The 14,986-nt window shown below is 29.8% G+C and carries 9 protein-coding genes; 8 read left to right on the top strand and 1 reads right to left on the bottom strand.

Features of this window, described 5'->3' with window-relative positions; genetic code table 4:
• Window positions 1–22 precede the first annotated feature (22 nt).
• From MHJ_RS02830 to msrB, 4 genes are all read left to right on the top strand, one after another.
• Complete coding sequence (locus tag MHJ_RS02830) at window positions 23–4,429, top strand: PolC-type DNA polymerase III (protein ID WP_011284276.1); 4,407 nt, start codon at window positions 23–25, stop codon at window positions 4,427–4,429.
• Between the two features lie 138 nt (window positions 4,430–4,567).
• Window positions 4,568–5,857, top strand: a complete 1,290-nt coding sequence (locus MHJ_RS02825) for a glucose-6-phosphate isomerase (RefSeq protein WP_011284275.1) — start codon at window positions 4,568–4,570, stop codon at window positions 5,855–5,857.
• Window positions 5,858–5,916: 59 nt separating this feature from the next.
• Window positions 5,917–6,378, top strand: a complete 462-nt coding sequence (locus MHJ_RS02820) for a hypothetical protein (protein WP_011206380.1) — start codon at window positions 5,917–5,919, stop codon at window positions 6,376–6,378.
• Between the two features lie 75 nt (window positions 6,379–6,453).
• Window positions 6,454–6,882: a peptide-methionine (R)-S-oxide reductase MsrB gene (gene msrB, locus MHJ_RS02815; RefSeq protein WP_011206379.1), complete on the top strand. Its 429-nt coding sequence runs from the start codon at window positions 6,454–6,456 to the stop codon at window positions 6,880–6,882.
• A 50-nt stretch (window positions 6,883–6,932) separates the two neighbouring features.
• Here msrB and gyrA read toward each other — a convergent pair whose 3' ends face one another.
• Window positions 6,933–9,494 (bottom strand): DNA gyrase subunit A, encoded by a 2,562-nt coding sequence (gene gyrA, locus MHJ_RS02810; RefSeq protein ID WP_011206378.1) that lies wholly within the window; start codon window positions 9,492–9,494, stop codon window positions 6,933–6,935.
• 441 nt (window positions 9,495–9,935) lie between these two features.
• Here gyrA and deoC point away from each other — a divergent pair, with 441 nt between their 5' ends.
• From deoC to lon, 4 genes are all read left to right on the top strand, one after another.
• Entirely contained in the window at window positions 9,936–10,601 is a 666-nt protein-coding gene (deoC, locus tag MHJ_RS02805; protein WP_011284272.1) for a deoxyribose-phosphate aldolase, read from the top strand.
• A gap of 92 nt (window positions 10,602–10,693) precedes the next feature.
• The gene (gene upp, locus MHJ_RS02800; protein ID WP_011206376.1) at window positions 10,694–11,308 is read left to right on the top strand and encodes a uracil phosphoribosyltransferase; all 615 of its coding nucleotides are present in this window, start codon (window positions 10,694–10,696) and stop codon (window positions 11,306–11,308) included.
• A gap of 2 nt (window positions 11,309–11,310) precedes the next feature.
• Window positions 11,311–12,006: an MPN527 family putative ECF transporter permease subunit gene (locus MHJ_RS02795; RefSeq protein WP_011284271.1), complete on the top strand. Its 696-nt coding sequence runs from the start codon at window positions 11,311–11,313 to the stop codon at window positions 12,004–12,006.
• A 170-nt stretch (window positions 12,007–12,176) separates the two neighbouring features.
• Entirely contained in the window at window positions 12,177–14,789 is a 2,613-nt protein-coding gene (gene lon / locus MHJ_RS02790; RefSeq protein ID WP_011206374.1) for an endopeptidase La, read from the top strand.
• Window positions 14,790–14,986 lie beyond the last annotated feature (197 nt).

The following is a 14,986-nucleotide window of genomic DNA, read 5'->3' as shown; positions in this document are numbered from 1 at the left end:
TAAATACAAGGAGAGGGTAAAAATGAATACAAAATTCAGAAAATTTTCCCAATTAATAAATTGATCAAATCCATATGACTGAGATGATGTGGTAATAATCGAAAAAACAAGCGCAGAAACTGTAGAAAATGTCAATGATCAAAGCCTAAAAACACAAATATTTTCTGCAATATTTAGAAAAACTACACTTCCAAAGTTTAATGATTTATGTGCATTTATCGATTTAGTTCAAAAAACAAATAGGCAATCCAAATTTAACTGTAAGATTGAATTTGACTTTGAAATTCAACAAAATTATTTTACTGATCAACAATTATTAGAATATCTAAACGGGATAATGCAAGGAATATCGAAAAATAAAGGATTTTTTAATGATAAGGAAATTATAAGAGCTAATGCATCTCGGTTTAAAATTATTTTTTCTGATGCAAAAAGTTTTGAATTTATGTCCAAATATGAAAAAAAAATGCGAAAAATTATAAAATATTTTGGACTAATTCATCTTGATCTTGATTTTATACTTGAAGAAAAGCCAGTAATTGAAAATAAATTCAATTTAGATCTTGAGACTGTGATGCGCCCACTTGAGTATAATTTTTTAGCAAATTTTTCCGAAAGAAATAAGAAAATAATTGATTTTGAACTAATAGACTTAAAATTTATCCGTTCTCATAAAAATCCGAACGTGCAATTTGATGCTCAAATTTATAAAATTAGCCCAATAAAAACTAAAACAGGTGGACTAATTTTAAAAATTTTCCTTAATAATAATGATTATACAGAGGCAGTTAGTGTTAGTAAATTTTTAATAAAAAATCAAAATTATGACTTAAAAGTTGGTGATTTAGTAAATATTAAAGCCAAAATAAAAGATCCTACATCACGTTATAAATCAAATGTTGACTTAAATTTATATGAAATTAAAAGAATTGATTCTTCAATTTTTTTTCCAAATGAAAAGCTTGATACTGCCAAAATTAAACGCGTCGAAATCGCTGCGCGTACTTGAAAATCAACAATGGATGGAATTTCAAGTGCTAAAGAATATGTCCAACATGCTCTCAAAAATGGTTATTTAGCAATTGGAATCGCCGATCTTGACTCAGTTCAGGCTTTCCCTGAATTTTATAATGCAATAAAATCAACTAACATCAAGCCAATTTATGGCTCCACTTTTTCAACATATCGTTCAAAAATTGAAAAAGTTATTAATTTTAACGGAAAAAACTATATTTTTGATAAGTTAAAATTTGTGATTTTCGACCTTGAAACAACCGGACTTTCAGCTTTTTATAATGAAATTGTTGAATTTGGTGCAGTCGTATTACAAAATGGTATTGAAATTGAAAAGCACCAATTTTTTATTAAACCTACAGGAAAAATCCCGCCTGCAATTACAAAAATCACCGGAATTAGCCAGAAAATGATTGATGAAACGGCAATTTCTTGGGAAATTGCACTGGAAAAAATTACAAAAATTATCAAAGATTCAGTTTTAGTTGCCCATAATGCTGCCTTTGATTTTAGTTTTTTAGAACAGTTTTTTAGACAAAAAGCAAAAAAATCCTTAAAAAATCCAATTATTGACACACTTGAAGTTAGCCGTTTTTTGAATCCAAATGAAAAAAGTCATAGTTTGAAAAATGTAGCAAAAAGATATGAAATTGAATATGATGAAGAAATTGCCCACCGTGCTGATTATGATGCAAAAATTTTAACAACTATTTGAAAAAACTTTTTAGCTGAGCTAAAAAGTCAAAATATTAATGATCTAACCTCACTTTCTGAAATAAAAAACTCAATTTTCGAGCTTCGTCCAGAAAAAGTTTTCCCAAAACAATTAACCATAATTGCTAAAAATCAGATAGGAATTAAAAAATTATACAAACTAGTTTCGCTGGCTAATACAGAAAATCTAATTTCTCGACCATTAATTTTTTATGATCACTTACAAAAAGATCCAGATTTATTAATTGGTTCAGGTGGCCCAGAGTCGCTTTTGATTCAAACAATGCTTTATTTTGGCCCTAAAAATGTTGCAGAATTTGCTCATATTTTTGATTTTATCGAAATTCCGCCTCCAAGTGCTTTTATACATTTAGTAAAAAGAGAAATTTTTACTAAAGATCAAATTGAAGATATGTTAAAAAATTTAATAAATTTAGCAAAAAAACTCCAGATTCCCGCTGTTGCAATTGGCGATGTTCGCTACTGTCTGCCAAAAGAAAAAATTTTTTATGAACTTTATATTTATGCCAAAGGTGTCGGCGGCGTGAATCATGTCCTTTTTGATCATCGTGAAAAAGAGCGAGAAGATTTTCGCAATAGTCATATTTTTCCAGAAAAACACTTTTTTTCAACTGAAGAATTGAAAAAAGAGTTTGAATTTCTAGAAGATCAGCAACTAATTGAGGAAATTGTTGTTAAAAATTCCAATTTTGTTGCTGATCTAATTGAAAACAATATTCAAATTATTAAATCCGGCTTATATCCACCCAGTTTTGATAATTCTGAGGTAAAATTAAAAGAATTTGTTTATAAAAAAGCCTATGAAAAATATGGCAGATTTTTGCCAAAATTAATTGAAAATCGCATTAAAACCGAGCTAGAACCGATAATAAACCAGGGTTTTCACGTGGTTTATTGAATTTCCAAGCATATTGTAACTGAGGCTAAATCACAAGGTGCAATAGTTGACTCACGTGGGTCAGTAGGTTCTTCAATTGTGGCTTTTCTAACAGGAATTACCGATGTAAACCCACTTTTACCTCATTATTGATGTAAAAAATGTAGCAAAGTGGAATTTCCTAAATCCCAGCAATTTTTATCAGGTTATGATCTACCAGATAAAAATTGCTTAGATTGTTATAAAAAAATGGAAAAAGATGGGCATAATATTCCTTTTGAGACTTTTCTAGGATTTAATGTTGAAAAAGTTCCAGATATTGATCTTAATTTTTCGGGCCAGACTCAGTTAAAAATGCATGATTTTGTTAGAACTTTATTTGGAATTAATAAAACTTTTCGGGCGGGAACAATTCTTACAAATGCTGAAAAAACTGTTTATGGTTTAGCTCGAAAATTAGGGGAATACCGCGCTAGACTTGATCCAAAATTTGATCTTAACCGTGAAGTTTCTTATTTTACCAGCGCTTTTCTTGATTTTTTAGCAACAAAAGCTCAAGGTGTTAAACGAACATCTGGCAAACACGCCGGCGGAATTATTGTAATTCCGCAAAATCAAGAAATTGAGGATTTTACCCCGATTAACTATCCTGCAAATAATGAAAAATCGGACTGAAAAACAACGCATTTTGACTATAATGCCCTTCATGATAATCTCTTAAAACTTGATATTTTAGGGCATGATGATCCAACTATTTTGCTCCATTTAGAAAAGTTAACAAATATAAAATCCGATGAAATTCCTAAATCTGATCCAAAAATTCTTTCACTTTTTAGATCATGTAAAGAATTAGGAATTAGTTCCGATCAAATTCTTGGTGAGGTTACAGGCACAATTGGTATCCCGGAATTCGGGACGCAATTTGTAAGAAAAATGTTGCAAATTGCACAAGTAAAATCATTTGCAGATATTGTTGCAATTTGTGGTCTAGCACATGGTACTGGGGTCTGACAAGATAATGCTGAAAAACTAATTTTAGAAAAAAAGCACGTAATTAACGAGCTAATTTCTTGTCGGGATGATATTATGATCTACCTTTTGCAAAAAAATATTGACCACCAAGTTGCCTTTAATATTATGGAAAATGTCCGAAAAGGCAAGGGGCTAACAGATCAGGAAAAAGAATTACTAGAATTAAAAAAAGTTCCTAGTTGGTATATTGAATCACTCCAGAAAATTGGTTATTTATTCCCGAAGGCGCACGCAGTTGCTTATGCAATGAAGGCATGAAAAATTGCATATTTTAAACTTTATCACCCGCTTGCTTTTTATTCTTCTTATTTTTCAATCCGGCCTGATGTTAAAGATCTTGAAACTTTAATTCAACCAGTAGAAAAAATTCGCGAAAAAATTAGTATTCTTAATAAAAAAAGACTTGAAAGTCAAAAGGGAATCCAGCAACTAAGTGCAAAAGAAAAGGATTTAATCCAATTTTTAGAGATTAGTCTTGAACTTAAATCCCGTGGATTTGAAATTGAAAAGGTAAGTCTTGAGAAATCAGAAGCTCAGGAATGAATAATCAACAAAGAAAATAATTCACTAATTCCGCCATTTATTGCAATTGATGGTATTGGTGATGTTAATGCTCGAAAAATTGTGCAGGCTCGTAATTTAAGACCTTTTTCATCAATTGAGGATTTTGAAAAGAGAACCGAAACAAATAGTACATCATTAAAAAAGCTCAAGGAATTAGGTATTTTTGATAAAATATCCAAGAGGGCGCAAGTAAATATATTTGACTAAAAATTAGCAAAAATAGCTAAAAAGGTGTATAATTATTAATATTAAAACTGATTTTTTATGATCAAATGGTAGTTATTAAGTTCAAAAAACCTTCATCATACATAAAAAAATTCCTAAATTTCTAAAAAAGGAAAAAAAATGAGCTTAAAATTAGAAGTAAAAACAGAAATTAAACTAGATTATCAAGGTTTTCAGAACCAAATTAATGAATTTCACAACCGAATCAATGACAAAAATAGTCCTGATATTAATTTTTTAGGTTGAAATAATTTCCCAGAAGTAGCTATTAACCCTCAAGAAATTGCAAGAATGAGAAAAATAGTGGAAAATTTACATCAAAATTCCATAAACGTTTTGGTAGTCATTGGAATTGGTGGCTCATATTTGGGTGCAAAAGCGGCTCTTGATTTTATTTTAGGTTTAGGCCCTTTTGAAAACAAACCCGAGGTTATTTTTTTAGGCAATTCGCTTTCATCAACTGATTTATACCAAAAAATAGAATATTTAAAAACAAAAAATTTTGCAATTAATGTAATTTCTAAATCTGGTTCAACAATTGAACCAGCCATCACTTTTCAAATTTTATATCAATTTTTAATAGATCAAATTGGTGAAAAGCTCGCAAAAACAAGAACTTTTGTAACAACAAGTATAAAATCAGGTGAACTTTTAGAGATTGCAAAGTCTAACGAATTAGAAATTTTTGAAGTCATTGAATCCATTGGTGGTCGGTTTAGCGTTTTATCATCAGTTGGATTTTTCCCCTTACTTTTTGCAAAAATTAATGTTGATGAAATTATTCAGGGCGCAATAGAAGCACATAAAAGATATTCAACAAGCTCAATTTCTCAAAATTTAGCTTACAAATACGCGCTTTTTCGATTTTTGATGTATAAAAATTTTAATTATAAAACTGAAATTTTGATTTCATATGAACCTTTTCTAATCTATTTTAATGAATGATGAAAACAGCTTTTTGGCGAATCTGAAGGTAAAAATCTTAAAGGTCTTTTCCCGGCATCAGCAATTTTTACAACAGATTTACACTCGCTAGGTCAGTTTATTCAAGATGGTAGTAAAAATTTTTTTCAAACTATTATTTATATTAAGAAGCCAAAATTTGACCTTGGAATTAAAAAAATAGTGCAATTTAATACAAAAATCAATAAACTTTCAGGAAAGACAGTATCAGAAATAAATTTTCAAGCATTTCTAGCAACCACATTAGCGCATTCTTCCTATGGAAATAATCCAAATTTAGTGCTTGAAATTGCAGATAGTTCGCCTAAAACTTTCGGACATCTTGTGATGTTTTTTGAAAAAGCTTGTGCAATGTCGGCTTATTTGCTCGGGGTAAATCCTTTTGACCAACCGGGAGTTGAAAGTTATAAAAACGAGTTGGCAAAAAATTTAGGATGGGATAGATAATTTTATTTTTCTAAAAAAATAATTTAAATTCTTAAAATAAATGTTATAATTTTTAAATTATGAATTTTGACTTAGAAGAAAGAAAAAGAAAATTATTATTTGTTCGAAGATTAGGAATTGCTCATTTAATACTTCGGTTAAAATTTTTATTAGGTATTTTTTTGCTTGTCTGGTTTATTGGCCCAATTTTATTTGTGGATATTTCTTTTAAGGATTTAAAACAGGATCTTGGGTCTTGATTAGGCGTATTTGTAACGATGCTTATTATCTGAATTTTATTAACAATCGCCGACCGAATAGTTCTAGTGATTTTTGCTTTTAAATTAAACAGTCTTGCCGATGATCTTGAAATTCGAAATAACCAACTTTTATTATCAAAACTTTCAACAATAAAAACAATTGCAATTGTAGGAATTTTTATCGCTTGGCTTGATATAATTGCTACGTTTATGTTTTTATCCTTGTGTTCACGCCATAAAAATGATATGATAAACCCTGATCAGCAAATAGTATATTACTAAAATTTTTTTGATCTTAAATTTTTTAAAAAACCCTTAAATTTATAGCATAATTTATTTTTTACAAAAAGAAATACTATGAAAAAAGAAAAAAAATTAGACCATTTAACAGAATTGCAATACAAGGTAACTCAGCAAAATTTTACTGAGCCTGCCTTTGATAATCTTTATAATAATAATTATCAAGAAGGAGTTTATGTTGATATTGTAGATGGAACTCCACTTTTTTTATCAATATATAAATATGACTCAGGTTCAGGTTGGCCATCTTTTTCAAAACCAATTGATGAAAATTTAATAGTGGAGGTTCTGGATTTTAGTGCCTCGCTAACTCGAATCGAAGTGCGTTCAAAAAACGCTGATTCGCATTTAGGTCATGTTTTTAGCGATGGTCCAAAACAATTCGGGGGGAGGCGCTACTGTATTAATTCAGCATCGCTTAAATTTATTCCTAAATCTGAACTAAAATCACATAATTTAGGTCATCTTTTAGAGTTCTTTAAATAAAGATATAAAATAATTTTTTTAAAATACAAAAAAGTTGTGGTATAATTTATTTATTCATTCTGTTTTTCAGTTTCATTTTTACTGATCAAACTAACTGCGGTAATTTCATCTCCCTTTTTGAGAGTAATTATTTTTACACCCTTAGTTTTTCTACTTATTATTGGCACCATATCAAGATCAATTCTAATTGCAAACCCTTTTTTTGTTGTAATTATTGCTTCTTCATTATTTTTTATTGCGGAAATAAACACCAGATTTCCAGCTTTTTTTGCATCCAGACTCATAAGTCCTTTTGTCGTTCTCCCTGTAAGGCGATACTCACCTACTTGAGTTTTTTTCCCAAACCCTTTTTTGCTAAGGCTAAAAATAAAATGGTTATCGAAAGCAAAACAAGCTCCAATTATTTTATGTCCTTCTTCGAGTTTGATTCCTTTAACTCCAATTGCAGTTCTACCACTATCTCGTAATAATTTTATCGACCAGCGATTAACAAAACCTTGCGATGAGCCGATTAAAATATTAAGATCCGGATTGTTAGGGGCTATAAAAGCTGAGACTAAATAGTCATTTTCGACTAGTTTTAGTGCTATTTTTCCGTTTTTTGTAATGTTTCGAAACGCACTAAGGGCTGTTTTTTTAATATTTCCGAAAGCAGAAACTGTAATTAGCCAGTGATTATCATATTCTTGATTTCAAGGAATTAAGTTAGAAATACTCTCATTTTTTTCTAATTTAATTAAATTTAGAATCGGAATTCCTTTGCCTTGTTTTGAGCCATCAGGAATTTGGTGCGCCCTTAATTTAAAAATTTTAGCACTTGAGGAAATTATTAAAAGATCACTGAGAGTATTTGTAATGCATAATGATTTTAGTTCATCATCCTTATAATGATTTGATGCTAAAGTCCCAATTCCCCCGCGATTCTGTAGACGATATTCATCTAACACCATTTTTTTTACGTAATTATTTTGTGTTAGCGAAATAATTACTTGCTCATCAGCTATTAAATCTTCTTCATCTAAGCAATCAATTTCAGGAATAATTTCAGATCGTCTTGGATCACCAAATTGAGCAACAACATTTTTATGTTGCTCAATAATTAAATCAATTAATTTCTTTGGGGAGTCAATAATTGATTTAATTTCACTAATCTCAACTTTTAACTCTTCAATTTCATTATTTAACTTTTCAATTGCAAGTGAGGTTAGCCGTCCAAGTCGCATTTCAATTATCGCTTTTGTCTGCCCAGAATTTAAATTGTATGTATGCGCTAATTTTTCCTGGGCTGCTTGATCAGATTTTGATGATTTTATAATTTTAATTACTTCATCAATATTTTCAACTGCAACTTTAATCCCCTCTAAGACATTCAATTTTTCTGTTGCTTTTTCGAGGTCAAAATTAAGCGAACGTAGATTTATTTCCTTTTGATGCTCAAGATAATAGTTGAAAATTTGTGCCAAATTCATCAATTTTGGCACACCATTAACAAGTGCTAGCATATTTATAGAGTAATTAATTTGCAAATCGGTACTATGATAAAGTTTATTTAGGATAATTTCGGGACTAAAACCTTTTTTAATCTCAAAAACAACGCGAATTCCGTGTCTACTACTTTCATCACGGACATCCTTTATTCCTAAAATTTTTTTATTTCTAACTAAAAATGCAACTTTTTCAATAATTGCTGGTTTTTTTACCTCATAAGGAATTTCATAGAAAATAATCCGCGATCTGCCGGAATTAAGGTTCTCAATTTTTGCTTTTGCCCTTATTATAAAAGAACCTTTTCCGGTTAGATAAGCCTGATTTATTCCTTTTTTACCATAAATTGTTGCGCCAGTGGGAAAATCTGGCCCCGGTAGACTTGAAATTAACTCGTTAATTTCAATTTTTGGATTTTTGGCAAAAATTATAAAGGAATGAATAATTTCACCTAAATTATGCGGCGGAATTTTTGTCATCATTCCTACCGCAATTCCTGAGACTCCAGAGACTAACAAATTAGGGAATTTTGCTGGTAAAACTTCAGGTTCAACTTCGCTTGCATCATAATTAGGCCGAAAATCAACAGTATTTTTTTTCAGCCCCTCAATCATTTTATTTGAAATTTTTGATAGTCGAGCTTCTGTATAACGCATTGCTGCTGCTTCATCACCATCAATTGATCCAAAATTTCCATGACCATCAACTAAAGGATAACGTAAAGAAAAAGGTTGAGCCATTCGCACCATCGATTCATAGACAGAAGCATCTCCATGAGGATGGTATTTTCCAAGAACATCACCAACAATTCTAGCGGATTTTTTATAACTTGTTCCCGAAGTAATTCCGAGTTCAGCCATTGTATATAGAATCCGACGGTGGACTGGTTTTAACCCATCACGGACATCCGGAAGTGCACGCGAAACAATAACAGACATTGAATAATCAAGAAATGAAGCTTTCATTTCATCTTCAATTTTAATTGGAGAAATATTATCTGTTATTGATTCTAAAATTGTGGGTTTGACTTTATAGTTAGTATCTTCATCATCTATTTCATCATTTGATTCGATATCGAACTCGCTATTGTCAAAATTTGACTTATCTTTGTCTTTCTCCTCAAGCATTTTTCTTCCTTTTTGATATAAAAGCGCGTGGTAAGTATAAATTATACCATATTTTTTATGTTTTAATAAGAATTTTCAAATAGAAAATTTAAAGTATTTTTACCAATTATTTTTTTTAAAAAGTCAAAATTTGACCTTAAAAACAAGTGTAAAATTTCAAATGATTTTAATTTATATTATACCACATTTTTTAAATTAAAAATTAGTTTTTATTATAAAATTTATCAAAACTTTTTAAAAGCAACTTTTATAGTTTTATCATTGATTTAATTTTTATGTCTGTGGCAGCAAAAAATTCCAAAATATAAATATTTTGTATAAAAACGTGGTATAATAACTAAAATTAATAAATAAAATTAGCTAAAAACTTTTACAAAAATGAAAATTTTAAGAAAAAAATAGTATTTTTGGGCAAATTTTAAGAAAAATTAGGTAATTTATATGAATTTTAACGTAATAATTGATCATACACTTTTAAAACCACAGGCAACTTCTCAGGATATTAAAATTTTAATTGAAGAAGCTAAAAAATATAATTTTGGGGCAATTTGTATTGCGCCAATTTGAGTAAAATTAGCAAAAAAAGAGCTTAAAAATACCAATATTAAAATTGTAACAGTAATTGGTTTCCCTTTAGGAAGTCAAATTAGTGCAATAAAACAAAAAGAAGCCTCACTTGCTATCGCTCATGGGGCAGATGAAATTGATATGGTGATGAATATTGGTAAATTTAAAGAGAAGGATTTTCAATTTATCATTAACGAAATTAATCAAATTAAGAAGGAAATCGGCACTAAAATTCTTAAAGTTATTATTGAAACAGCCCTTTTATCACCTCATGAAATTGCTGATGCTACAAAATTAGTTAGTTCAACCAATGCCGATTTTATTAAAACTTCAACAGGATTTTCCTATCGAGGTGCAAGTGAACAGGATTTAAAAATCATCAAAGAAAACAAAAGCGAAAAATTGGCAATCAAAGCCGCAGGCGGAATTACAAATCTAGCCGATATGGAAAATTTTTACCGACTTGGGGCAACAAGGTTTGGCACCTCAAAATCAGTAAGTATTATCAAAAATTTGACTGATAAAAAAAATGAATATTAACTTATTTTTTTTAAAATTTATGTTATAATACAACTATTTTAAAAAAATAAAAATTGTTTTGTAAAAAAACAATTTTTAAAGGAGAAATTAATATGGAAATAAAAGTTGATCATCCTTTAATTGATAGTGAAATTGCTAGAATAAGGCAAATGACAACGTTAAAAGATTTCCGCAATTCGATTAAAAAAATATCAAAATTGCTTGCTTTTCCAGTTTTATCTAGATTAGAAACAGAAGAATTTAGAGCTAAATCGGTATTAGGTCATGAATTTTTAGGTCATAAAATTATTACAAAACTCGTTTTTATTCCGATTTTAAGGGCCGGTTTTGGTATGCTTGACTCCTTTCTTGAACTTGCTCCCTATGCTAAAGTTGCACCAATTGGTTTAAAAAGAAATTCAGATTTATCAATTCAGACTTATTTTGAAAGTTTGCCACAAGCAAATCCTAATTCAGTTGCGATTGTTTTAGAGCCTATTTTAGCAACAGGGAATACTTTAATCCGTGCAATTGAAATAATTCTTGAAAAAGGATATAAAAAAATAGTGATTGCAACGATGTTAACAGTTCAGGTAGGAATTGATAAAATATTAGAACGATATCCGCAAATTTCAATATTTTTCTGTCAAAAAGATCCAAAATTAAACAATAAAGGATATATAATTCCAGGAATTGGCGATGCAGGGGATCGTTTTTTTAGTGACTAAATATGGCTAATTCAATTTTTTGGCGTTCTAATTTAAATTTTAAATTAACAGTAGCCGGAATTTTACTTTCACTTTCGATTATTTTTTTAATTTTTTCGCATAATTATTTCAGCTGGCCCTTCTTTCAAAATCTAGGTCTTAAAGTCGATCTTTCAACCCTTTTTTTTATCCCAATTTTTTTAATTTCGGGGTTTGGGATTGGAATTATCTGCCTTTTAATTCGTTTTTCAATTGGACCTTGACTAATTTTTAATACTTTTGGCGGAATTGATATTGTTTATTTTGGTCATTTTATTTTATTTTTAGCTTCTTCTATTTATATTTTTAGTTTTTTATCTTTTCGCTTTTTATTAAAAAAGATTTTTATAAACTCAAAAAAAACTAAAACTTTTATTATTTTAGCACTAATTTTTGCTGTTTTGGTTACAACATTTTTAATGACTTATTTAAATGGCGTTTTAATTACACCGGTGTATTTTAAATTATATAAACTTACTGAATCAATTTCTTTATTAAAAATGATTGAGCATTGGTCTGAGATTAGGGAAAAATTTGGAGGGCTGAAACTTTCTTATTGAACTTTTATTTTAAGCGCTTTTGCCCCTTTTAATTTAGCAAATTATTCCCTGGAATCATTTTTGGCTTTGCCAATCTATATAATTGCTGATTATTTCTTATCAAAAAGAGTAAAAAATTAAATAAAAATTTTAACTAGAACAAAAAAGTAACTTAATTTTCCTAATAAATTTCTTTTTTGTTTTTTAGCAATTAAATTTGTTGATTTTTTATGGTATAATTATCGCATTTAAGCAACTTTTGTCATCAAGTATTAAATAAAATATAAAACAAAAATGGAGATTTTTTAAATATGCCAACTAATTCCTATCGTTTTTTAGTCGCTTCTGAGGACATTTATTTTCAAAATACCCTACAGCAATCTATTACTTTCAGCGATCCGGAATCGATTAAAGTTCTCAAAGATTTTTATCATTCAAATTCAAGACCAACACTAACAAATAAGGATTTTTTAATTGTTTATCGTAAAGAGAAGGAAAAAGATACTAAAAAAAAGAATTCTAGTGTTATAAAATTTCCAAGAAATGATTTTAATAGTTTTGAAGATTCAAAAAATGATATTCAAAATCAGGCAAAAATTCTTAATGGAAAAGTTGGTGATTTTGAAAATAGCCTTTTACCGCGCATTTATGACCTTGATGAGCTTTCAAAATATGCTTCTTTGGCAAGAATTCAGAGTTATCGGGCAAAAACAAGTCCAGATAAAAGTGAATGACAAACAGTAATTTTAGATTTTATTGTAACCGAAAAAGTCCAATTAGTCGAGCTAATCAACGATCCTCAAAATCCAAAAGTTGGCCAAATTATAATAAAACCTGTCCGCGAAACCATAAAAAGTCCCGAAATTCATATAAATTTGATCAATGATTTATTAGAGATGGCCCGAAAAGCAAAAAATTTTAGAATTCCAACTGAATTACTTTTAATTGTTGATAAATTTGGTGCTAATTCTGAATATAGTACAAACGAATATATAAAAGGTGTAACAAATACCTTATCATGCTCGCCAAGTCTGACTTATCCCCAGAAATACCAACTTTTTTCTTATAACTCTTATCCAGCAAAAATTAAAAAATTATACGAACATATTCATACATTTGCTGAGCAAATTAAACTAGAAGATGAAATTAATGTTATTCTAAAAACAAATTTAGACAAACAACAAACTGAATTTATTCTAAAAGAGAAAATTAAAGCAATTAGAAAAAAACTCGGGGAGGATTCCCGTTATGAAGATGAGATCGAAGAACTTCTTCATTCCGAACTAGGGAAAAAAGTCTTCCCTAAAGAGGTTGCAAAAACAATTATGCGAGAGACAAACAAACTAAAGTCAATGATAGTAACCTCGCCCGAGTCAAATATCACCAAAAGTTATCTTGATCTTTTAGTCGCTCTCCCTTGAAAAAAGGTAAAAAAAGATATTCTTGATATTAAAAATGTCAGAGAAAAACTTGAAGAAGCCCATTATGGACTTGATGAAATCAAGAAGCGGATTATTGAATATCTTGCTGCCTTAATTCATAGGCGCTCGCAATCTGAAGGCAAACCCGAATTGGAAAAAGTTGGTTCAGATTATATTGATTCAAATTTATTTTTAAGTCATAAAATCCGTAAAGTACGAAGTAATTCAATTCCAATTCTTACTTTAGTAGGTCCACCAGGAACTGGGAAAACTTCAATTGCAATGGCGGTGGCCGAAGCAATTGGTAAAGAATTTGTCAAAATTTCCCTTGGCGGAATTCGTGATGAAGCTGAAATCAGAGGACATCGCCGTACTTATGTAGGCGCTCTTCCGGGAAAAATTATTCAAGCCCTAAAAAAAGTTGGAGTTTCCAATCCCTTAATTTTACTTGATGAAATTGATAAAATGGGAGCTGATTTTAAAGGGGATCCATCTGCGGCGATGCTTGAAGTTTTAGATCCTGAACAAAACCGTTTTTTCCAGGATCATTATCTTGAATTAGAATATGATCTTTCCCAAGTTTTATTTGTTGCTACTGCCAATGAAATTTATGATATTCCTGAGCCTTTACTTGATCGGGTTGAGATTATCGAATTATCTTCATATACTTTTATTGAAAAAATCCAGATTGCAAAATCCCACTTAATTCCGGCAGTTTTAAAAGAAAATGCTCTAGATCCAAAATATTTTCCAATCCAGGATCAAACAATTGACTTTTTGATTCGCCACTATACACGCGAAGCCGGTGTTAGGGGTCTTAAGCGAGTAATTGATAAAATTGTAAGAAAAATTATTGTAAAATTACTTGAGAAAACATTAGATCAAAATTTTGTAATTGATATTGAATTTGTTCGTGAACTTTTAGGCATTGAAAAATATGATCCAGATAATGTCGATTCAAGTCCCCAAATTGGAACGGTAACTGGACTTGGATATTCACCACTTGGCGGATCAACTCTACAGATCGAGGTAAGCACGATTCCCGGACGAGGCGATATTAAACTAACAGGTTCGCTTAAGGATGTAATGCAAGAATCAGCCCGGATTGCCCTTTCTTATGTTCAGTCAAAGGCCAAGGATTTTGGGATTAATTTTGATTTTGAAAACACTTTAATTCATATTCATGTACCCGAAGGAGCAATTCCAAAAGATGGGCCATCAGCAGGGATAACTTTTGCAACAGCAATAATTTCAGCCCTCTCGCAAAAGCCGGTCTCACATAATATTGCAATGACAGGGGAGATAACCTTGCGCGGGAAGGTTTTAGCAATCGGCGGACTAAAAGAAAAGACGATGGGGGCCTATAAAAATGGGATTAAAATTATTTTTATTCCAAAGGCGAACGAGAAAAATTTAGTCGATATTCCGCAGGAGGTAAAAGACGTAATCCAGTTTATTCCCGTTGATACTTATCAACAAATTTATGATTTTATTTTTAAATAGGAAAACTATTAAAAAATAAAATCAGTTTAAAAACTGCGGTTTTTAAGTAAAATTTCTAAATTATTTTTTTATTAAAAAAATTCTTAAAATAATTTTTCAAATTTTGGTATAATTATAAAAAGAATCATTTTAAAAATTATTTTTGAAAATGTTTATTTTTTTTTAATCCGACCTGCAAAAAAAGGATAGGAAATAGT

Origin of the sequence: Mesomycoplasma hyopneumoniae J, from assembly GCF_000008205.1 — a bacterium.
Lineage (GTDB): Bacteria > Bacillota_I > Bacilli_A > Mycoplasmatales > Metamycoplasmataceae > Mesomycoplasma > Mesomycoplasma hyopneumoniae.
This window is presented reverse-complemented; position numbering and strand designations above follow the sequence as displayed.